This window comes from Streptomyces sp. NPDC102437 (genome assembly GCF_044765565.1).
GTDB lineage: Bacteria > Actinomycetota > Actinomycetes > Streptomycetales > Streptomycetaceae > Streptomyces.
Genome location: NZ_JBIWKI010000011.1, coordinates 37,338 through 56,987, shown reverse-complemented (window position 1 = coordinate 56,987; position 19,650 = coordinate 37,338). Strand labels below are relative to the sequence as shown.

Sequence of the window (19,650 nt, the reverse complement as noted above, 5' to 3'; positions counted from 1 at the left end):
CGTCCCATGGTGTACCAAATGTATTCGGGTCAGCCGGCCGACAGGCGGGGGGCGGTGTCGCGCCGGCCCGCGAAGGCGAGCGGCAGCGTGGCGAGGCAGAGCGCTGCCGTGGCCAGGAACGCCAGGGAGAACGAGGCCCCCGTCGCCAGGTAGCCGACGAGGAGAGCTCCCACTCCCGTGCCGCCGTCGAATCCGATGTTCCACACGGCGCTCGCGACGCCGCTGGACCGGCTGTCCACGGCGGCGAAGGCGTCGACCAGAGTCAGGTTCTGGAGCCCGCCGTAGCTGACCCCGACCAGGGCCATCCCGGCGAGCAGCGGCACCAGGGCGGTCGCCTCCGGAGTGGCCACCGCCCAGGCCGTCAGGGCCAGTCCGGTCGCCGTGGCGATCACGAGCGGCCAGCGGAACGGCTCTGTCCCGTACCGGTCGGCCAGTGCGCCGAACCGCCAGCGTGAGACGGCCGCCGTCCCCGTCAGGAGCAGCAGCCCGGCCATCGTCGCGGTGGAGTCGCCGCTCATCTGCGGGGCGAAGGTGATCAGGGCGCCGCCGGCCGTGGTGACGCCGAGCAGGAGCAGCATCGGCCGCAGCAGCGGAAGGTACACGGCGCGCCTGTCCGGCACGGCGTCCCGGGCGGGCGCGCTCTCGGCCCCGGCCGGGCGCCCGTCCAGCCGGCGGGCCAGCCGGAGCGCGGGCACCGCGCCGAGCAGGGGCAGCGCGCCGATGGCGAACACGACCCCGAACCCCAGGTTCTGCGCGGCCCACGGCGCGGTCGACACCAGGACGAACTGGGGCCCCGCGATCGCCAGACCGTACGCGCCGATCGCCTGCCCGCGCCGCGTGGGCTCGACGAGTTCGGCGACGGCACCGGCGCCGCAGACCGTGAGCACCCCGAACCCGAGTCCGCGCACCGCGGCGAGCGCGAGCACCACGCCGAGCTGCGCGGTCAGCAGGTTCAGGAGCGCGGGAACGCCGAGCAGGACCATCCCGCAGACCAGGGTGGTGCGCCAGCCGACGCGGCGTATCGCCGTCGGGACCAGGGTCTGGGCGAGCACGGTGCAGAGCATCAGGACCGCGTTGACCGAACCGGCGCCGGCGGCATCGGCCCCGCCGTGCACGGCCCAGAGCGGCGCGGTGGGCAGCAGCACCGCGAACCCCGAGAATCCCGTCGCCGTCATGAGCAGCAGCGCGGGCATGCCCGGTGCGTTCCAGACCGTTTCCCGGGTGGCGCTTTCCGCCGGAGCGTTCCTCACTGGCTCGTGCCTCCGTGGCGCCGTCGACGGACCGGCTGCCGCGGCCGGGCCGGCGTGCGAAGGAGGGCGCCAACAGGGCCGCCCACGTGACGTAAATGGTATACCGAATACCGCTCGACTGTTAGCCTGGTGCCCTGAGCACAGTGAACGATCCGCGGTCTGTCACAGCGGAGGACCGCGAGTTCCTCCGTCGTTGCGTCGATCTCGCGCGTGAGGCCCTCACGGCCGGTGACGAGCCGTTCGGCTCGCTCCTCGTGGACGAGCACGGCACAGTTCGGTTCGAGGACCGCAACCGGGTCCGGGGCGGCGACGCGACCCGCCACCCGGAGTTCGAGATCGCGCGCTGGGCGGCCGAGAACCTGTCGCCGCAGGAGCGGAGCGCCAGCGTCGTCTACACGTCCGGCGAGCACTGCCCGATGTGCAGCGCGGCCCACACCTGGGTCGGCCTCGGCCGCATCGTGTACGCGTCGGGCTGCGACCAACTCGTGGAGTGGCGCCGGAGTTGGGGCTTTGACGCGGGGCCGGTCGCGGCCCTTCCCATCAACGCCGTCGCGCCGGGCATCCCGGTGGCGGGCCCCGATCCGTCGCTCGCCGACGAGCTCCGTCGCCCTGCCGCCCGGATGCTGGGCGTGGCCACCGACGGCTGAGGGTCTTCCCGGGTTCTCCCGCCTGCCCCTTCCCGGGGCAGGCGGCTTCGCCCGGGGCGGGGCCGCTCAGGGCTACCGGCCCTCAGGAACGCTGGTCGTCGGACCGGTCCGCGCGGGCCGCGTTCTTCTCCTTGATCCGCACCGCCTCCTTGCGGACCTCCGCCTGGGTGGCGCGTTCCTGCTGGAGCCAGTCGGGGGCTTGCTGCTTCAGCGCTTCGATCTGCTCCGTCGTGAGAGCTTCGGTGATTCCGCCACGGGCGAGACCCGAGATCGAGACACCCAGCTTCGCGGCGACCACCGGCCGGGGGTGCGGGCCGTTGCGTCGCAGCTCCTGCAGCCACTCGGGCGGATCGGCCTGCAGTGCGTTCAGCTCGGTGCGCGAGACGACACCCTCCTGGAACGCGGTGGGGGTGGCCTCTAGGTACACACCCAGCTTCTTTGCCGCGGTCGCGGGCTTCATCGTCTGGGCGGTCTTGTGCGACGTCATACGGACAAGGGTATCGAGCATGTGCGCTACCTCTGACCAGGGCCGGTAACCTGGCGGAGTGACAAGCTCGGAAGAAACCCCTTCGTTCCGGCTCGCGTATGTCCCGGGGGTGACACCCGGAAAGTGGGTGCGGATCTGGAACGAGCGGCTGCCCGACGTCCCGCTGACCCTCGTGGGGGTGTCGGCCGCCGAGGCGTCCGACGCGCTGCGGGGGCGTGAGGCCGACGTCGGCCTCGTACGGCTGCCGATCGACCGGACGGCTCTCAGCGCCATCCCCCTCTATACCGAGACGACCGTGGTCGTGGTCCCGAAGGACCATGTCATGGCGACCGTCGACGAGGTCTCGGCCGCGGAGCTGGCCGACGACATCGTGCTGCACCCCCTCGACGACACCCTCGACTGGGAGGACCGCCCCGGGCGGCCCGCCAACGAGCGTCCCGCCACCACGGCGGACGCCGTCGAGCTGGTGGCCGCGGGTGTGGGGCTGCTCGTCGTACCGCAGTCGCTCGCCCGCCTCCACCACCGCAAGGACCTCACGTACCGGCCGGTGACCGACGCACCCGAATCGCGCGTCGCGCTGTCGTGGCTGGAGGACGAGACCACCGATCTGGTGGAGGAGTTCATCGGGATCGTCCGAGGTCGGACCGTCAACAGCACACGGGGCCGCCCCAAGCCGCAGGCCCAGGCGAAGGCGAAGGCGAAGGCGAAGGACAAGCGCACCGACAAGGGCGGCGCCGGGCGGAAGCCCGCGGCAGGCAAGTCGGGTGCCAGGACGGTCGGGAAATCGGGCGGCAAGACCACGCGGAGCGGCTCCGCCGCCCCCAAGGCCGCCAAACGCGGCAAACCCCGTCGCCGCCCCTGAGGCGTGGACGCACGTGCGGCGCACCGGGGCCTCCCGGTGCGCCGCACGGTCCGGCTCTCAGCGCCTGCGCCGCACCTTCGGTTCCGGTACGAGGCGCACGACGCCGTTGAGCAGATGGTCGACCAGGTCGTGCGAGGGCTTGTCGGTGAGGTTGGTGAGCAGCCGCGCCAGGGTGTTGAGCAGGAACGGCGACCCCATGACGTAACGGTTGAGGACCGGCTGGAATCCGGAGCGGCTGAAGATCAGATCGGCGGCCGTGTTGCCCAGGCGGTAGTAGCGCCCCCAGCGGCGGTTCATCTCGACCGGGTAGCCGTGCAGCACCTGCTCGCGCCTGGGTCCCCGGGGCATCGCGAGGGCCAGTGTGGCGGTCTCGGCGGCGACCTCACCGGCTTCCATGGCCTGGCCGATCCCCTCGCCGTTCCAGGGGCTGATCATGCCTCCGGAGTCGCCGACGAGCAGGAGCCCGCGGGTGTAGAGGGGATGGCGGTTGAAGCCCAGCGGAAGGGCGGCGCTGCGGACGGGGCCCTCCGCGTTCTCCTCGTGCAGCCCCCATGCCTCGGGGGTACGGGCCAGCCACTCGTCCAGTGTGGCGCGCAGGTCCGCCTTTCCGTGCCGGCGGTGCGGCAGCGCGCCGAGGCCGACGTTGACGCGGCCGTCGCCCATCGGGAAGATCCAGCCGTACCCGGGCAGGTAGTGATCGCTCCCGGGGAACCGGAGGTCGGCCCACAGCTCCAGGTACTCCTCCGCGGAGCGCTCGGGGCTGCGGTAGTAGCGGCGGGCGGCCGTCGCGATCTGCCGGTTCCTGTCCCGCTGGAGCCCCATGGCGAGGGCGAGGCGGGCGGAGGCGCCGTCGGCGGCGATCACGACCTGCGCGTGGAAGGCCAGGGGCTCCTTCTCCTCGGTGACGGCGGTGACACCGGTGATGCGCCCCGCCCGGTCGGTCAGCGGCTCGGTGACCTTCACACCGCTGCGCAGCCGTGCTCCGGCGGCGACGGCGTGCCGGGCGAGGATGTCGTCGAAGTCGTGCCGGCTGCGTGAGAGACCGAAGTCCGGATAGCGGCCGAGCGCGGGCCAGTCGATGTGGACCTGATGCTCCCCGGCCACCCAGCGCATCCCGCGCGAACGGGTCCACCCCGGAGCCTTGATGTCGACGCCCATCCTGATGAGCTGATGCACCGCACGCGGCGTCAGACCGTCCCCGCACACCTTCTCCCGGGGGAAACGGGACTTCTCCAGCAGCAGGACATCGACGCCCGCTCTGGCGAGGTGGAAGGCGGCAGCGGATCCCGCGGGCCCCGCTCCCACCACGATCACCTGGGCTTCCTCGTCCGAGCCGTGGTCGGACCGGGCGTCCGACCCGGACCGGTCTGGCGTCGTTTCCCGCATCGGGAACCCCTTCCTGAAGCCGGTGCCGTACCGGGGACGGCAGCCGTCCGCTTCATCATCGATCAAGGACGGCCGGTGTGTGACCCGGTCCGGAAATCCAGCACATTCCGCTGAGAACCTCAAGATGCGAAGTGTCTGAAACCATGACAAATCGGCCAGGGCGGCTCCATCCCGCTGTGCAACGTCTTCACCAACACCTATCCGCGCGTCGAGATCGTCCTGATGGGCGTGGAGGAACCGCAGTGCCTCATCCACGCCCCCAACGGGAGCGTCGACCCCACCGAGATCCAGCACATGGCCCATGTCGAGGCCCTCTTCCTGAGCCGGTACGCCGCCGCGCGGCGCAACTGAGCGGCCGGAGGGCCCCGCTACGACTCCAGATAGCGCAGGACCGCCAGCACCCGTCTGCTGTAGCCGGTGGCGCGCGGCAGACCGAGCTTCTCGAAGACCGAGTTGAGGTTCTTCTCGACCGAACTCAGCGAAATGTGCAGCTGCTGCGCGATGGCCGCGTTGCTGCGGCCCTGTGCCAGCTCCTGCAGAACGGTGCGCTCCCGGGGCGTCAGCCCGGCCAACGGGTCGACGTGTGTGGTCCGCACCACCAACTGCCGTACGACCTCCGCGTCGATGGACGCCCCGCCCGCGTGGATCCGTTCCAGCGACTCCAGGAACTCGTCGACCTGCGCGACCCGGTCCTTGAGCAGATAGCCGACCCGCTCGGCGTTCTGGGACAGCAGCCGCACCGCGTAGTTGCGCTCCACGTGCTGGGAGAGCACCAGCACACCGACCAGGGGCCACCGCTCACGGATCTCCAGCGCGGCCCGCAGCCCCTCGTCGGTGTGGGTCGGCGGCATCCGGATGTCGACGACGACGAGGTCCGGCGGGTCCGCCTCGACCGCCCGGACGAGGGAGTCACCGTCCCCCACCGAGGCGAGGACCTCGTGCCCCTCCTCCGCCAGCAGCAGGGCCAGGCCCTCCCGCAGCAGGGTCGAGTCCTCGGCGAGCATTACGCGCACGGCAACTCCGCGGTGATCGTGGTGGGGCCCCCGCAGGGGCTGTCGATGTGCAGCCGGCCGTCCAGCGCGTCCACCCGGCTGCGCAGCCCGGACAGCCCGCCGCCCAGCGGATCCGCGCCGCCGCTGCCGTTGTCCTGGACCGACACCGAGACCCGGTCCCCATCGCCCCGTACGCTCACCCGGATGCGGGTCGCCCGCGCGTGCTTGGCCGCGTTGGTCACCGCCTCGCAGACCACGAAGTAGGCGGCGGTCTCCACCGGCGGGGGCAACGGCAGCGGCAGCGAGAACTCCATGTGCAGAGGAATGCCGCAGCGTTGGGCCACCCCGCCGAGAGCCTCTTCGAGCCCCAGGTCGTCGAGGGCCGAAGGGTAGACCCGCCAGGCCACTTCGCGCAGTTCCGTGAGGACCTCCTGGGAGGCCTGGTGGGCCTGCTGGAGCAGCAACTCCGCCTGTTCGGGGCGTCGGTTGCGGCGGGCCCGGCCCAGCAGCATGGCCAGTGCGACGAGCCGCTGCTGCACACCGTCGTGCAGATCGCGCTCGATCCGCCTGCGTTCCGCGTCGACCGCCCGGAGCACCCCGGCCCGGCTGGCGGCCAGTTCGGAGATGCGCCGCTCCAGCAACTCCCGCTCCGAGGGCCCGAAATGATCGCGCGCCAACCGGGAGTCGAGCGCGTTCAGCGAGAAGATCCCCTGCAGATCCAGGAAGAGCAGCACCCCGCCGAGGAGCGCCTGGGCCGCCAGCCCCTGCCAGTCGGCGGGGTCGCGGACCACCCCCGCGGCCAGCAACCCGGCCAGCACGGCCCCGTAGCCCAGCAGTGCAAGCACCCCGGCGAACAGCGTCCCCGCGCCGGTGCGGGCGGCCAGATAGCGAAGAACATCCCGGTCGGAGGCGTGGTGTGCGGGGAACACGTCGCCGAAGAAGACACTGCGGCGGATCCGTTCCAGCCCGGTGAGCCCACGCGCCCCGGCACTCAGCAGGGCCAGCGCACGCGGTCGGGTACGGGGCCACAGCACGAACGGCAGCGACAACCCGCCCGGCACGGCGAAGTACAGCAGCCCGAACAGGGCGGTGCAGCAGCCGAGCAGAGCACCCGAGGCCCTGCGGGGCCAGGGGTACGCGTGAGCCACCGGCGCGCCCACCCCGTCGTGCCGCAGACCGGACAGCTCCGGCAGCCGGCCGGTCGTACCGTCCGCGAAGTCCCCCTGCACGGTTGCCGAGGCTAGCCGTACGGAGGGAACACGGCAAGATCCTTCCGGTCGGGCCGGAGCCACCGACGGCGTACGGGACCGCGGCGCCGGGCTCATGAGACCCGGCGGTGCTGTGCCCGGCCACCGGACCGCAGGCGTACGGTCACGTACCCGGCGACGGCCACCAGGACCAGGACGAGAACGGCCTTGGACAGGACCCCGACGTAGGTCTCCACCAGATCCCAGCGGTCGCCGAGCCAGTAACCGGCCATCACGAGCACCGAGTTCCACACCAGGCTGCCCACGGCGGTCAGAGTCACGAAGAGCGGCAGCGGCATCCGCTCCACACCGGCCGGCACGGAGATGAGACTACGGAAGACCGGCACCAAGCGGCCCAGCAGGACGGCCTTGGTGCCGTGCCTGGCGAACCACTGCTCCGTACGCTCCAGATCGGAACCCCGCACCAGCGGAAGCCTCGCCCAGACCGCGTGCACGCGGTCGCGGCCGAAGAGCATCCCGATCCAGTACAGAGCGACCGCACCCACCACCGAACCCAGTGTGGTCCAAAAGAGTGCGGAGGCCGGAGTGATGACACCCTGCCCCGCCGCGAACCCGGTCAGCGGGAGAATGACCTCGCTGGGCAGCGGCGGAAAGAGATTCTCCAGGGCGATGGCAAGTCCGGCCCCCGGGCCTCCCATGGTGTCGACGAGACCGGCCGCCCAGCCGGCGACACCCCCCGCGGGTTCCTTGGCGAGACCGAGAATGACGAGATCCATGAACTGACTCCTGGCCGTTGTGATGAGGCGCGCGAAGTCCGCCGCGCCCCACCGGCAACGCTAGGAACCGGCGACCGGCGCCGGTACGAGGAAATCCACCCGGCTGGATGCTGTACTCCGCACCCGCCACCCTGCGGTTTTCCGTAACCCCGGCGCCGCGCCGACGGGTTGGCCGACCGGAAGTGCCGACGCTCCGGGCGGCCGTCATTTCTGTGCGAAGACGATCCAGACCTGGCCCCGTGCGAACGTCATGCGCTCGCCGTCCCGGGTGGTGAAGGCGGTCGTGGAACCGGCCGCCGGACGCGACCAACGGACGTCGTACTCCTTGCCGTCACGCAGCACCACGGCGGAGCCGGAGCCCACGGTCTCGGTGTACGGGGACGTGCTGCCCCACCGGTCCTGATACAGCGAGGGGCGCACGGTCACGTACTGCACCACCACATCGGCGGCGCCGAGCCCGGAGCCTTCCGACGTACGGGCAGGGGCGCCGTCCATCGAAACGAGCCACTGGCGCTGTTCGGCCGACCAGGTGAACGTGAAGCGCGCCGCCGGGTAGCGCACCGTGCGATCGGCGACCGGACTGCCACCCGGTGGGGCCGCGGCGAAGCGCAGCCCGATGTCCTCGGCCGCGTTCACGCCGGTGGTGGCGTGTGGGGTCCGGCCGGGGCGCAGATAGAGGTTGTGCGGCGCAGCGCGGTCGCTGCCGCGGAAGTACGCGTCCGGGGCCTTCTCGGGAGGCAGCGGATCCAGCGGGGCCGCCGCGATGACCGGGAGGAGCTTGGTCTGGGCCCCGGAGAAGGCGAGCGTGGGCCGGTCGAACTGGCGGAGCAGCTCCAGATCCGTCTCCCGGGCGCTGCGCACCGGGCCGACCACGGGCGGCAGCCGGGAGGAGTAGGCGGCGAGTATGCGGCTGAGACCGGCCTCGACCTGCTCCACATAGACGATGTCCGCCTTGTCGAGCCCGGTCTGCGGGCGGGCGGGGCCGACGTTGTCGATCTTCACGGCGAGTACGTGGGCGCGTGATCCGGCGGGCGTGGGCGGCTGGGGGCTGCCCGATGACGAATTCGTTCCCCCGCCCTGGCAGCCCGCCAGGGCGGCGGTGAGCAGTGCCAGCGCTAGCGCTGATGCCGCGCCCGGCCTCCGCGTCCTGAACAAGTGCATGGCGGCCGCCCTTCCGAGTCGGCCGACGCGACGCCTCCGGCCGCGACCGCGCACCGCGACGGCTCTCTGCCCATCATCACGCAGAAGGGCGCCTCAGGGGTTCCCACGGGGCAGGGCGGACGGCGCCCTCGGCCGGCTCACGGCGAGGCGTCGGGCCCCGTGCTCAGTACGGCAACGGGCGGCCCGAGGGGGTCCTCAGATCGAGGGGCGGCGGACGGGACGGCAGCTGCGGTCGTCGGACGATCCTGATGCGGCCCATTGCCACCACCCCCAGTCGGTCTCCCGTCATATGCCCGGCGCGTGAGTCGTTCATGCGGCCCCCGCGTGAATCTTCCGGTCACGGGGTCCGAACAGTTCCCAGCACTGGTGGACGCGCCCTGTCCCGGCACCCACGGGGACGGTTCGGGCCGGGGCTGCCCGGAACCGCCCGGCGGGCCGAGCCCGGGTGGCCGGAAGGACCCTCCTGACCGGCCTTCCGGGCAAGGGAGTTGCGCGGCGGCGCCGTCTTCCCGCCGCACCGGGGACAGCGCACCCACGCGCTCGCTATCCTTCCCCGCTATGAGCCATGAGCATGGCACGGGTGGCGCATCCGGCGGGGCTCCGCGGAGTTCCGGGTGACCGAGGGCATGGGCCCCGCACCGGATGCCCGGAGCGCGGAGGCATGGCGGGCCTTCGGCACCCGGCTGCGCCAGTGGCGCAGGCGCGCCGGGCTCACCCAGGCCCAGGTGGGGGCCCGCGTCGGATACGACCACACCGCCATCAGCAAACTGGAGCACGGCACCCGCAGGACACCGCTGCCGCTGGCCCGCAGGCTGGACGAACTGATGACGGCGGGCGGTGCCCTGCTCGCCGCCTGCGAGGCGGCCGAGGCCGAGGGAGCGGGCGGTACGGGCGAGGAGGGCGCGGCGGCGCGCCCCGCACCGGCCCCCGCACGGCAGGGGCCGCTGCCGGGGGAGCCCGCGGGAGGCGCCCTGCTCGCGATGCTGCCACCGGACACCGCCCTGCCCGCCAGGCTGCCCAGCTACGGGCTGATGTGCCCGGTGCACGGCCGGGACGGCTGCACCGTCCCGGTGCTCGCCGACGTCGTCGCCCTGCACTCGGCCTTCTGCTCCCTCGGCCCGGCCGCCGCGTCGCGCCCGGCGCTGGACATCGACACGGTGCACGCCCTGACGGCGCTGCTCGCCGTCTGCCTGCGGGCCGACGAGGAGCGCGCCTGGTCCGGAGCGGCCGTCGTCGTCGAGCGCACACTGCACGCGATGCTCCGCTGGATGGCCCTGCCTTCCGCGCCCTACCAACGTCAACTCGCCCCGCTGGCAGCGGAGTACGCGCAGTCCGCCGGCTGTCTGCGGCTGCAGTGGGGCCGCAACGCGACCGCGATGGCCTGGCTCGACCGCTCGCTGGTCTGGGCCCAGCGGGCCGGTCACGTCGGGACGGAGGTGGCCGCGCTCAGCGACATGAGCACACTGGCCCGGCTGGAGGGCGACGGCCCCTCCGCCCTCGCCTACGGAGGCGCGATCCGGCAGGTCGCCGCCGGCCGGTACTGGGCGGGCGCCATGAGCGATCTGTACCTGGCGCGCGGCCACGCGGTACGGGGCGACGCCCGCCAGACCCTTGGTCACATCGACCGTGCCTGGTCGCAGCTGGACCGGGTCGGCGAGCAGGACGAGACGGAGGCGCCCTGGCTGTCCGTCGCCTCGGTGCGCCTGCGGGTGGAGTCCGGCGCCGCCGGGGCGCTTCGGGACCTGGCGGCGGCGACCGGGGACCGCCGGCTGGCCCTGCGCGCGGTGGGCGCGGCCCGCACCGCGCTCGGTCTGCTCCCGCCGGGGATGCACTCGGCGCGGATGCTGTTCCTGGTCCGGATGGCGGACGCGCATGCCTGTGCCCAGGACCCGCAGGCGGCGATCGCCATCGCCGGACCGGTCCTGGACACCACCGAGGTCACCGCCTCGACACTGCTCGGACAGGAACTGCGCGGTCTGCACAGCCGGTTGGCGGCCCGGCACGACAACCGCCCGGAGACCGACGACTTCACCCGCAGGCTGGCGGCCGTCGTCCGCTGACACGCCGGGGGCGGGGCGTGTGTGCGCACGCCCCGCCCCCGATGCCGCTCCGGCAATAGGGTCAGCCGGCGTTCAGCGTCACGTCGTCGACGACGAAGCTGGTCTGCAGATAGGCGTCCTCCTTGCTGGTGAATCCGAGCGTGACCGTCTGGCCGGCGAACTCGCCGACGTCGAAGGTCTTCTGGGCGTAGGAGCCCGTGGCGTCCACGTTGGAGTACGTCGCGAGCGTCTTGGTCCCCAGCTTCACGGTGAACGTGTCGTACGCGGTCGGGTCACCCGCCGACTCGTCCGTGTCGGTGCTCAGATAGAAGGACAGCTTGTACGTCGAGCAGCCCGCCGGGACTGTCAGCGACTGCGAGACCGTGTCCGAGTGGGTGGATCCCCAGCCACCGAGCCAGGCCGTGTACGAGCCCGAGTGGGCCGGCTCCTCCGACGTCCGGTTGTTGATCACACCGTCCGTCTGGGTCCACGGGGTGACGCCGTCCTCGAAGCCGCCGTTGGCGACGACCTGCCGGGCCTGGCAGGCGGAGCCGCCACCGACGACGAGCGAGTACGTGGTGGTGTGGGTGGCCGTGCCGGTGCCGGTCACCGTGAGGGTGTACGTGCCCGCCGCGGCCTGGGCCCCGGCCGAGACGGTCATCGTCGATGAGGAGCCCGACTGCACGGACGCCGGGGCGAACGAGACGGTGACGCCGCTCGGCGCGCCGGAGGCCGTCAGTTTCACGGTCTGGGCGGAGCCGGCGGTCGTCGCGGTGGACACGGCGGCGGTGACCGAGCCGCCCGGCTGGACATTGCCGGAGACCGGCTTCACCGAGACGGAGAAGTCGTCGGCGGGCGCGGTGGTGCCGACGGATGTCTTCCAGATGGTGTAGGCGACCCCGTCGGCGCTGCGGTCGAGCGCCGTCGCGTTGATGTTGGCCGTGGTGTCGCAGGACGAGTGGTAGCAGGAGTCGTAGGAACGGCCCGCCGTGCCGCCCCACTTGGCGGCCTGCGTAGACGTCTTGGTGTCGCTGGCGCCGGTCGCGTAGCCCGACGTGGGGATGCCGCCCTGCTGGAAGGAGTAGTCGTCGGACCGGCCCTGGCCCTCGACGTTCTCCTCCGGTGCGAGGTTCAGCGAGTCCCAGTACTCCTTCATCGGCGCCGAGGCGGCCGAGTTGACGTTGTTGATGAAGTAGCCGCCGTTGGTCGAGGCCACCATGTCGAAGTTGTAGTACGCCTTGATGGCGCCGCGCTCGGCGGAGCTGAGCTGGCCGACGTAGTACTCGGAGCCCTGCAAACCCTGCTCCTCGCCGTTCCACCAGGCGAAGCGGACGTGCTTCGTCATGGCCGGGTTGCGCTGGGCCAGCGTGAGGGCGTTCTCCAGCAGGGTGGCGGAGCCCGAACCGTTGTCGTTGATGCCGGGGCCGGCCGAGACGCCGTCCAGGTGCGCACCGAACATGATCGTCTGGTCGGACGGCCCGCCCGGCCAGTCGGCGATCAGGTTGTTGCCGCGGTAGGTGCAGCTGGTGCAGGTCTGCTCGCTGACGGTGTAGCCGGCCGCCTGCAGCTTGCTCTTCACATAGGCGAGGGAGGCCGTGTAACCGGCGCTGCCGGCCCGGCGGTTGCCGCCGTTCTGGGTGGCGATGGTGTTCAGCTGGGTGAGGTGCGCCTGCACGTTGGCGACGCTGATGTCCGGTGCGCTGCCGCCCGGATTGCCGCCTCCGTTGTCGACGGTCAGGTTGTACTGGGCGGTGTGGCTCTGGGTGCCGTCACCCTTCACCGTGAAGGTGTACGTGCCTGGCGCGGCGTTGGAGGATGCCGACACGGTCATCGTCGAGTTCGCGCCGGCCTGCACCGACGAGGGGCTGAAGGTCGCGGTGACACCGCTCGGCAGACCGCTCGCGGTCAGAGCGACCGTCTGCGCGCTGCCGGAGCTGACCGTGGTCCGCACCGTGGCCGTCACCGAACTGCCCGGCTTCACCGAGCCCGCCCCCGGGTCCAGGGACATCGTGAAGTCGTTGTTGCCGCTGGGCGTACAGGTCGGGTCGCCGCTCTGCGCGGGCACGCTGATGGCGTCCCAGGCGGCCTTGGTCCGGCCGAAGAGCACACAGCTCTGGTCGAGGTTCTTCGCCGCGGTCAAAGTGGCCGTGCGGTAGCGCTTGTAGGTCATCCCGCTGGTCTTCAGCAGCATGCCGCCGTAGAAGACCTTGCCGGCGCTCTGGATGCCGACACCGGTGACCGACGAGCTGTTGCAGGTGGGGCTGGACGGCTTCCCGCCGCCCGGGTTCGAGCCCTCGGCCAGCAGGTAGAACCAGTGGTTGAGCGGACCGGCCGCGGCGTGCTCCTCGGTGTTGGGTATCGAGGAGCTGTAGCAGTTCGGGTCGCCGATCTGCCCCGGGTTGTACATGATCCGGATCGGCCCGTCGCCGACCAGGTCGATCTTCTCGCCGACGGTGTAGTCGGGGTTGTCGTACGGAGCCGGCTCATTGGTGTACGCCTCGGTCAGGGCGCCCATGATGTCGCCGGTGGCCTCACCGAGACCGGACTCGTTGTTGGCGCCACCGGGCGTGAACTGGTCGATGCCGTGGCCGAACTCATGGCCCACCACGTCCATCGCGCCGATCCACTGATTGGCGTTGTTGTGGCCGATGGAGACCGAGGAGCCGTCCCAGTAGGCGTTGACGTCGTTCAGCCCGACCTCGACCGGCCAGCTGCCTCCGTTGCCGTTGTGCCCGTTGCGGCCCAGCCAGTCCTTGAGCATGTTCCACTCGTGCTGCGCCGCCCACATGACGTCGACGCAGCCGGTCTCCTTGCTGGAGGCGTTGCCGGTGCCCCAGGAGTCGCTCGACTTGGTGAAGACACTGCCCGTGCTGTAGTCGGCGCAGCTCAGGCCGGGCCGGTTGGGGTCGCGCAGCGAGTAGCTGCCGCCCGAGGCGGTGGTGTCGATGGCAAGCGGCGACGGTCCGTTCCACTGGCTGTTGCCGGTGCCCGCCTTGACGTCGTCGTAGCTGTCGATGACCTTGCCGGTGCCCGCGTCGACGAAGACATGCAGCCGGCTTGGGGCCTTGGCGGTGCGTCCGGTGAGCACCGTCTCCCAGGCCAGCCGGGAGGACTTGTCCGTGGCACGGACCACGAGCCGGTGCGGTTCCACCCGCTTCACCGTGCGGAGCTTCTTGCGGGCGGTGGTCTCGGCAGCCTCGGCGGAAACGGTCGGCGTGGTCGGCACGTTGATCCGCCGGGACACGGCTGACTGGGTGCCGCGTACCCGGCCCTCGGAGTCGGCCACCACGACGGCGTCGCCGCCGACGACGGGCAGGCCGCGGTAGGTGCGCTGGTAGGCGACGGAGTACATGCCCTTGACCCACGGGGTCACCATCTGGCGCTCGTACCGCTCCTCGGGCCCCTTGGCCAGGGTGTCGAGACCACTGGCTGCCGCCCGGTCGGCCGCCGACACGGCGGCCGAGAGCGCGGAGGGGGCTGGCGGGGCCGGGTCGGCGGACGCCGGCTGCCCGCCGGTGACGACCAGCGTTGCGGCGAGGACGGCCAGAATCGTCCCGGCCGTCATCGGTCTGAGTTTCATCGAGGCTCCTTGACTTGAGGGGGGCCTCGACCACGGGCAGCCGCGTACGTCGACGTACCTGCCCGGGCCGTCGCCGGGCGCCCGCGTCCGTGGTGTCCGTGATCGAGCGACCGAACACTCACACGTCGTCATGCACTCGTCAACGAACTGCGAAGGGTGCGGGGAGACTTGGCAAGTTTGGTCAAGCCGCGCTGGTGGGATCGCACAACGGTTCCGGCACGCAGGGCGGTTGCTCCGGTCCGGCGCGCAGCGGTCAGTCCAGACCGGAGACCGTGAACACCGCTCGCGCGTGCCTGCGGTCGATACGGTCGGCCAACTGCCGCAGTGCAGTGACCCCGCACCGCAGCGTCCCGCGCTCCACGCAGCCGCGGACGTCCTCGTCCAGCCGGTGCCACAGCGCCGGGTTCGCGAGGAACACCTCCGGGTCGACCTCCACCCGGCAGCCGTCGGCGTCCCGGAGCACCAGGCGCTGGGCGACGCCGTCCGACCAACGCGCCGAAACCAGCCGGTCGGTGCGTACGGTCCGCTCGTGGAACAGGCGCCTGGAAGAGAGCCACCCGGCACCCGCGCGGACCCGCGGGGGCACCAGGACCGCCCACAGCAGCCCGGAGAGGCCCGTCCACAACAGGGCGCGCGGCCAGGTGAGATCGCGGGCCGCCGCGTCGACGGCCAGGAGCAGACCGAGGAGCGCGACGGCGCAGTGGACCGCGAAGCGCAGGTCCGCGGCCCAGCCGTGGTCGTGGGCGGTCATGCCGGGAGGAGACGGCCGCCGCAGGCCGATGTGGCGTCGCATGGCAGCGACGCTACGGGGCCGGCCGGCCCGGCGGACTCGCGTTGACGCACCGCTGATGTCGGGGCGCGGGGCCCTGACGGTTGCTTGACGCGGCGGCCGCGGAGCGCCGGCGGACACCCGGCGACGGAGTCAGTCCTGCTCGTCGCCCTCGTCGCCCTCGTCGTCCCCGGCCGGATCCTGCGGTGCGGACGAGGGTGCGGACGAATCGGGCCCGGTGGTCGCGGTCGAGCCGGTGTCAGGGGTGTCGGCCGTGCCGGAATCCGGGGAGAACAGCACCATCCCCACATACACGGCCGCGATGAAGGCGACCGTGCCGGCGATGGCACTGGCCACCCTGGGCCGGCGCCTGATCGCCTCCCGGGTGCCCGTGCTCCGACGGACGGGCGCGGTCCGGTCCGCCGGGCGCCGTCTGCGGCCACCGGACTGCGGCAGCCGGTACGTCGCCGAACCGTCGCCCTGCTGGGCGGAGCCGGCTGTCGGGGTGGAGCCGAACGCGGGAGCCGCCGGCATGTGCGGCCGGCCGGTCCCGGCCGGCGAGGCGGCGGGGATGTGCGGGACACCGCGCGGCGCGGGGGGAGGGGCCGGCGCGTACATCGGCAGCGGCTCCGGCTGTCCCCGCCAGGCATCGCTCTGGAACCACTCGGCGACCTGCTGGGCGCTGGGCCGGTCCTCCGGCTGCTTCGCGAGCAGCCCCAGCAGATAGGAGTCGAAGGCCGGGGACAGCTCGACACCCCGCTGTCTGAGCGGTACGGGCGCGGTATCGACATGCTGATAGAGCGTGGCGGTCGCCGTGTCCGAGCGGAACGGCGGATCTCCCAGCAGGAGTTGGTAGATCACGCAGCCGAGGGAGTACATGTCGGATGCCGCACCGGCCGTACGGCCCAGGGCGCGCTCCGGGGCGAGATAGAGGCTGGTGCCGACGATCTGTCCCGTGGTGGTCAGCGCGGCGGACGGGTCGTCGACGAACTGGGCGATGCCGAAGTCGCCGATCTTGACGGACCCTTCGGCGTCCAGCATGAGGTTCCCGGGCTTGATGTCGCGGTGCACGATGCCCTGGCGGTGGGCGGCGGCGAGCCCCGCGGCGGCCTGCCCGGCGATCCGGGCGACCTGTTCGGCACCGAGCCGCTCCTCGGCATTGAGGAGATCGCCCAGGCTCCTGCCCTCGACGAGCTCCATCACGAGGTAGAAGCGGTCCTCCCAGGCTCCGAAGTCGAACACCGCCACCAGATGAGGGTGGCTCAGCCGGGCCGCGGTCTGCGCCTCCAGCCGGAACCGGGCGGTGGCCGACTCGTCGGCGTGGTCGCCGAGGAGCAACTTCACGGCGACGGCTCTGCCGAGGACTTCGTCCGAGGCACGCCACACCTCCCCCATGCCGCCACGGCCGATGGGGGAAACCAACCGGTACCGACCAGCTACCAGCACTGTGCACCAATCTCGAATTGTGGGCCGCTTCTGCTGCCACGGCGACGACCCGACGGGGTCGGGACGAGGTGGGGGGCGCGCGGCAAGATCAGGATATCGGGCCGCCGGACCCGGCGTTCCAGCGGAGCGGCCCCGTCCGCGGCTCCAGCACCGAAACCGGTGTCCGCCCCGCGCCCCGGTGATCAGTTCCGGCCGCCGCCCGCCGTACGGCCGACCGATTCGACCAGCGGCAGCAGCCGGTGCGGCACCCGTTCCCGCAACGCCACCTCGGTACGTGTCCTGACCACCCCTGGCAACTGGATCAGCCGCTGGATCACGTCCTCCAGGTGTCCGTTGTCCCGGGCCACCACCCGCGCCAGCAGATCCCCGCCGCCCGTCGTCGAGAACGCCTCGACGATCTCCGGCACCGCGGCGAGTGCCTCGCCGACCTCGTCGAGGTGCCCCTGGGTGACTTCGAGATGGACGAAGGCCAGCACCGGGTGGCCAAGGGCGGCGGGGGAGAGGACCGGTCCGGTGCCGGTGATCACGCCGTCCCGCTCCAGCCGGTCGAGACGGGCCTGGAGAGTGCCCCGGGCGATGGAGAGGATGCGCGCGTACTCACGGACGCTGGTACGGGGCTGCTCGATGAGCAGCCGAAGGATACGGGTGTCGAGAGCATCCACCGCCATGGTCCGCCGGCCTCCACCTGGTATGACGATCAGGGCTGCGACTGTACCAATGGCACAGCCGGGCCTTGCCGGAGCGCCCCGGTCCGCAGCCGGCCGCCCGTCATACCCGTAGTCCCTGAGAGCTACGCAAGAGGTTCACACCCCGGTGGGACGCCGACTACGGGCCCCTGTTCATAGCTTCTGTACCCGAGCACACAGTCGCCAGGTACGGGAGGAACAACCGCCATGCCGTCCCATCCGAGCAGGTCCCGCCTGCGCCGCGGCCTGCTCGCCGCACTGGTGGCCGCCTCGGTGGCCCTGCCGCTCTCGGGCGCGGCGGGCCCGACGGCCGTACCGGCACCCGCCCCGGCCGTCCTCGCCCCACTGACCAGCGCCGCACCCGAGGCCCTCGCCGGGCGGTACGGCGCGACGCGGGCCGACATCGGGGCGGCCGAGCGGGCGGCGGCCCGCCACGGCGACCGTAAACGGGCCGCCGCGCTGCACGAGATGGCCGATCCCGCCCGCCGCTTCCTCGCCTTCGACGGCCGGGACGGCGGCCGCTCCGTCGAGGTGTTCGGCGATCTGTCCCACGCGGAACGCATCGCCGTGCTGGTCCCCGGCGCGGGCATCGGCATCGACCACTACTGGCGGCTGCGCAACGGTGCGCGTGCCCTGCGCGAGGAGCTGGGCGGGCGCTCGGCAGTGGTCGCCTGGCTCGGGTACCGGACGCCGGCGACGGTGAGCCCGGCCTCGCTCACCTCGGAACGTGCCATCGAGGCCGCACCCGAACTGGTGCGATTCATTCAGGAGTTGACGCATCTGAAGCCCGCGGCCCGGACCACCCTGCTCTGTCACTCCTACGCTTCCGTCGTCTGCGCGCGGGCCGCGCACCGACTGCGGGTCGCCGGCATCGTCCTGTACGGCAGTCCGGGTACCGGCTTCCCTAACGCCGCCACCCTGCACACCACGGCCATCGTCTGGGCCGGCCGCAGCAGCGGCGACTGGATCGCCGACGTGCCGCACACCGAGCTCCGACTGCCCTTCGGGGACATCGGATTCGGTACGGACCCGGTCGCGCCCGGGTTCGGTGCCGAGACCTTCGAGGCGGGCTCCAGCGGCCACAGCGACTACCTGAAGGCCGGCTCCGTACCGCTGAGGAACATCGCCCGGATCGTGGCCGGAGCGGCCGGATCCGCAGACCCCACGGGAGAGCGCCATGCGTGACTTCGCACGGCGGATCGAGTCCGCCACCCCCGCCGACCGCGACCGGGCGGTCGACGCCCTGCGCGCCATCGCCATCCTCGGCGTGGTCCTCGGCCACTGGCTGGTGACCGCACTGGTCGTCGACAGCGGCACCGTGCACGGAGCGAGCCCGCTGCGGTACCTGCCCGGACTCACCCCGGTCTCCTGGCTGTTCCAGACCCTCGCGGTCTTCTTCCTGGTCGGCGGACTGGTCGGTGCGAGAAGCCATGCCGCCGCCCGCGCCCGGGGCGAGAGCTACGGCCGGTGGCTCCGTGCGCGGCTGAGCCGGCTGCTGCGTCCGATGGCCGTGGTGCCGGTCGTATGGTCCGTGGCGGCGTGCGCGATGCTCTTCGCCGGGGTGGACCAGGACACCGTGCGCGCACTGTGCAAGCTGGTGTGGTCCCCGCTCTGGTTCATCGCGGTCTTCGCGGCGCTGACGGCGATGACCCCGCTGGTGGCGAGGCTCCATCCGCTGTGGCCGTTCGCCGTCGTACTGGTCGTCGACCTCTACCGCTTCGGCCTGGACGCGCCCGGCGGATTCGCCTCGGTCAACGTGGCGGCCGGCTGGCTCGTGCCGTACTGCCTGGGCGCGGCCTGGGCCCGCGGCGAACTGTGCGGTCGCCGCACCGGCTGGACGCTGCTGCTCGGCGGAGCCGCGGCGACCGCGGCTCTGGTCCTGTGGGCCGGATACCCCGCGGCCATGGTCGGGGTCCCCGGCGTGGCCGTCTCCAACCTCGCCCCGCCGACCCTCGCCGTGGTCACCTTCGGCCTCGCGCAGTGCGGGGCGGCGCTGCTGCTGCTCGGCCCGCTGCGCCGGGCGCTGCGACGCCCCGTGCTCTGGGCGGTGGTGGCGACGGTGAACCTCTCGGCGATGACGGTGTTTCTGTGGCACCAGACGGCGATGATCGCGGTCACCGCGACCGGCCTGTGGGCGGGCGGAACGATGCCGGGTCTGCACACCCTGCCCGACGGACCGGGCTGGGTAATCGCCCGGCTGGCCTGGCTGCCGGCGTTCGCCGCGGCGCTGCTGATCTGCTGGCTGGCGTTCCGCGGATACGAACGGCCGCGGCCGACGCGGACGAAGAACCTGGTCGTCCGCGAAGGGCGCCCCGCCGGATCGATGGCGGCACGACGTGTCTAAGGTGCGAACTGTGAACC

The 19,650-nt window shown here is 72.2% G+C and carries 17 protein-coding genes; 6 read left to right on the top strand and 11 right to left on the bottom strand.

Annotation, left to right across the window (positions count from 1 at the left end; genetic code table 11):
* Nucleotides 1-29 precede the first annotated feature (29 nt).
* Nucleotides 30-1,250: an MFS transporter gene (locus ACIRJP_RS16150; protein ID WP_404173593.1), complete on the bottom strand. Its 1,221-nt coding sequence runs from the start codon at nucleotides 1,248-1,250 to the stop codon at nucleotides 30-32.
* Nucleotides 1,251-1,393: 143 nt separating this feature from the next.
* Between ACIRJP_RS16150 and ACIRJP_RS16145 the strand changes: the two genes are divergently transcribed.
* A complete protein-coding gene (locus ACIRJP_RS16145) occupies nucleotides 1,394-1,897 on the top strand; it encodes a nucleoside deaminase (protein WP_404173590.1) in 504 nt (167 codons plus the stop codon).
* Between the two features lie 82 nt (nucleotides 1,898-1,979).
* On the opposite strand, the gene ACIRJP_RS16140 is transcribed toward ACIRJP_RS16145, so the two are convergent.
* A complete protein-coding gene (locus ACIRJP_RS16140; protein ID WP_404173587.1) occupies nucleotides 1,980-2,384 on the bottom strand; it encodes a DUF5997 family protein in 405 nt (134 codons plus the stop codon).
* Nucleotides 2,385-2,442: 58 nt separating this feature from the next.
* Between ACIRJP_RS16140 and ACIRJP_RS16135 the strand changes: the two genes are divergently transcribed.
* Nucleotides 2,443-3,246: a LysR family substrate-binding domain-containing protein gene (locus ACIRJP_RS16135; protein ID WP_404173584.1), complete on the top strand. Its 804-nt coding sequence runs from the start codon at nucleotides 2,443-2,445 to the stop codon at nucleotides 3,244-3,246.
* Nucleotides 3,247-3,303: 57 nt separating this feature from the next.
* Here the strand turns inward: ACIRJP_RS16135 and ACIRJP_RS16130 are convergent, their stop codons facing one another.
* Nucleotides 3,304-4,632 carry a geranylgeranyl reductase family protein gene (locus ACIRJP_RS16130; protein WP_404173581.1) on the bottom strand — a complete coding sequence of 443 codons (1,329 nt, stop codon included), beginning with the start codon at nucleotides 4,630-4,632 and terminating at the stop codon, nucleotides 3,304-3,306.
* Between the two features lie 222 nt (nucleotides 4,633-4,854).
* On the opposite strand from ACIRJP_RS16130, the gene ACIRJP_RS16125 reads away from it, so the two are divergent.
* The gene (locus tag ACIRJP_RS16125) at nucleotides 4,855-4,983 is read left to right on the top strand and encodes a hypothetical protein (RefSeq protein ID WP_404173578.1); all 129 of its coding nucleotides are present in this window, start codon (nucleotides 4,855-4,857) and stop codon (nucleotides 4,981-4,983) included.
* 17 nt (nucleotides 4,984-5,000) lie between these two features.
* Here the strand turns inward: ACIRJP_RS16125 and ACIRJP_RS16120 are convergent, their stop codons facing one another.
* The 4 genes from ACIRJP_RS16120 to ACIRJP_RS16105 form a co-directional block, all read right to left on the bottom strand.
* Complete coding sequence (locus ACIRJP_RS16120) at nucleotides 5,001-5,636, bottom strand: response regulator (protein ID WP_383723775.1); 636 nt, start codon at nucleotides 5,634-5,636, stop codon at nucleotides 5,001-5,003.
* A complete protein-coding gene (locus tag ACIRJP_RS16115) occupies nucleotides 5,636-6,799 on the bottom strand; it encodes a sensor histidine kinase (protein ID WP_404174052.1) in 1,164 nt (387 codons plus the stop codon). The genes ACIRJP_RS16120 and ACIRJP_RS16115 overlap by 1 nt, the downstream gene beginning before the upstream one ends.
* Nucleotides 6,800-6,945: 146 nt before the next feature.
* The gene (locus ACIRJP_RS16110) at nucleotides 6,946-7,608 is read right to left on the bottom strand and encodes a DedA family protein (protein WP_404173575.1); all 663 of its coding nucleotides are present in this window, start codon (nucleotides 7,606-7,608) and stop codon (nucleotides 6,946-6,948) included.
* Nucleotides 7,609-7,812: 204 nt separating this feature from the next.
* Nucleotides 7,813-8,769 (bottom strand): DUF3048 domain-containing protein, encoded by a 957-nt coding sequence (locus ACIRJP_RS16105; protein ID WP_404173572.1) that lies wholly within the window; start codon nucleotides 8,767-8,769, stop codon nucleotides 7,813-7,815.
* Between the two features lie 614 nt (nucleotides 8,770-9,383).
* On the opposite strand from ACIRJP_RS16105, the gene ACIRJP_RS16100 reads away from it, so the two are divergent.
* A complete protein-coding gene (locus tag ACIRJP_RS16100) occupies nucleotides 9,384-10,829 on the top strand; it encodes a helix-turn-helix domain-containing protein (protein WP_404173569.1) in 1,446 nt (481 codons plus the stop codon).
* Nucleotides 10,830-10,890: 61 nt separating this feature from the next.
* On the opposite strand, the gene ACIRJP_RS16095 is transcribed toward ACIRJP_RS16100, so the two are convergent.
* The 4 genes from ACIRJP_RS16095 to ACIRJP_RS16080 all read right to left on the bottom strand — a co-directional run bounded on the left by ACIRJP_RS16095 (nucleotide 10,891) and on the right by ACIRJP_RS16080 (nucleotide 17,271).
* Nucleotides 10,891-14,373: a M28 family peptidase gene (locus tag ACIRJP_RS16095; protein ID WP_404174049.1), complete on the bottom strand. Its 3,483-nt coding sequence runs from the start codon at nucleotides 14,371-14,373 to the stop codon at nucleotides 10,891-10,893.
* Between the two features lie 268 nt (nucleotides 14,374-14,641).
* Complete coding sequence (locus tag ACIRJP_RS16090; RefSeq protein ID WP_404173566.1) at nucleotides 14,642-15,181, bottom strand: hypothetical protein; 540 nt, start codon at nucleotides 15,179-15,181, stop codon at nucleotides 14,642-14,644.
* A 129-nt stretch (nucleotides 15,182-15,310) separates the two neighbouring features.
* Entirely contained in the window at nucleotides 15,311-16,552 is a 1,242-nt protein-coding gene (locus tag ACIRJP_RS16085) for a protein kinase (protein ID WP_404173563.1), read from the bottom strand.
* Between the two features lie 233 nt (nucleotides 16,553-16,785).
* On the bottom strand, nucleotides 16,786-17,271 hold the full coding sequence (locus tag ACIRJP_RS16080; RefSeq protein WP_404173560.1) for an Lrp/AsnC family transcriptional regulator: 486 nt from the start codon (nucleotides 17,269-17,271) through the stop codon (nucleotides 16,786-16,788).
* Between the two features lie 225 nt (nucleotides 17,272-17,496).
* Between ACIRJP_RS16080 and ACIRJP_RS16075 the strand changes: the two genes are divergently transcribed.
* Nucleotides 17,497-18,474, top strand: coding sequence for an alpha/beta hydrolase (locus tag ACIRJP_RS16075; protein WP_404173557.1), 978 nt, complete (start codon nucleotides 17,497-17,499; stop codon nucleotides 18,472-18,474).
* On the top strand, nucleotides 18,467-19,633 hold the full coding sequence (locus ACIRJP_RS16070) for an acyltransferase family protein (protein WP_404173554.1): 1,167 nt from the start codon (nucleotides 18,467-18,469) through the stop codon (nucleotides 19,631-19,633). The genes ACIRJP_RS16075 and ACIRJP_RS16070 overlap by 8 nt, the downstream gene beginning before the upstream one ends.
* Nucleotides 19,634-19,650: the final 17 nt, after the last annotated feature.

What these genes read in the sequence shown, in the direction of transcription:
- ACIRJP_RS16140 (WP_404173587.1), bottom strand. Translation starts at nt 2,384, where the DNA reads ATGACGTCGCACAAGACCGCCCAGACGATGAAGCCCGCGACCGCGGCA.
- ACIRJP_RS16130 (WP_404173581.1), bottom strand. Translation starts at nt 4,632, where the DNA reads ATGCGGGAAACGACGCCAGACCGGTCCGGGTCGGACGCCCGGTCCGAC.
- ACIRJP_RS16125 (WP_404173578.1), top strand. Translation starts at nt 4,855, where the DNA reads ATGGGCGTGGAGGAACCGCAGTGCCTCATCCACGCCCCCAACGGGAGC.
- ACIRJP_RS16120 (WP_383723775.1), bottom strand. Translation starts at nt 5,636, where the DNA reads ATGCTCGCCGAGGACTCGACCCTGCTGCGGGAGGGCCTGGCCCTGCTG.
- ACIRJP_RS16110 (WP_404173575.1), bottom strand. Translation starts at nt 7,608, where the DNA reads ATGGATCTCGTCATTCTCGGTCTCGCCAAGGAACCCGCGGGGGGTGTC.
- ACIRJP_RS16105 (WP_404173572.1), bottom strand. Translation starts at nt 8,769, where the DNA reads ATGCACTTGTTCAGGACGCGGAGGCCGGGCGCGGCATCAGCGCTAGCG.
- ACIRJP_RS16095 (WP_404174049.1), bottom strand. Translation starts at nt 14,373, where the DNA reads ATGACGGCCGGGACGATTCTGGCCGTCCTCGCCGCAACGCTGGTCGTC.
- ACIRJP_RS16090 (WP_404173566.1), bottom strand. Translation starts at nt 15,181, where the DNA reads ATGCGACGCCACATCGGCCTGCGGCGGCCGTCTCCTCCCGGCATGACC.
- ACIRJP_RS16085 (WP_404173563.1), bottom strand. Translation starts at nt 16,552, where the DNA reads ATGGGGGAGGTGTGGCGTGCCTCGGACGAAGTCCTCGGCAGAGCCGTC.
- ACIRJP_RS16080 (WP_404173560.1), bottom strand. Translation starts at nt 17,271, where the DNA reads ATGGCGGTGGATGCTCTCGACACCCGTATCCTTCGGCTGCTCATCGAG.
- ACIRJP_RS16075 (WP_404173557.1), top strand. Translation starts at nt 17,497, where the DNA reads ATGCCGTCCCATCCGAGCAGGTCCCGCCTGCGCCGCGGCCTGCTCGCC.
- ACIRJP_RS16070 (WP_404173554.1), top strand. Translation starts at nt 18,467, where the DNA reads ATGCGTGACTTCGCACGGCGGATCGAGTCCGCCACCCCCGCCGACCGC.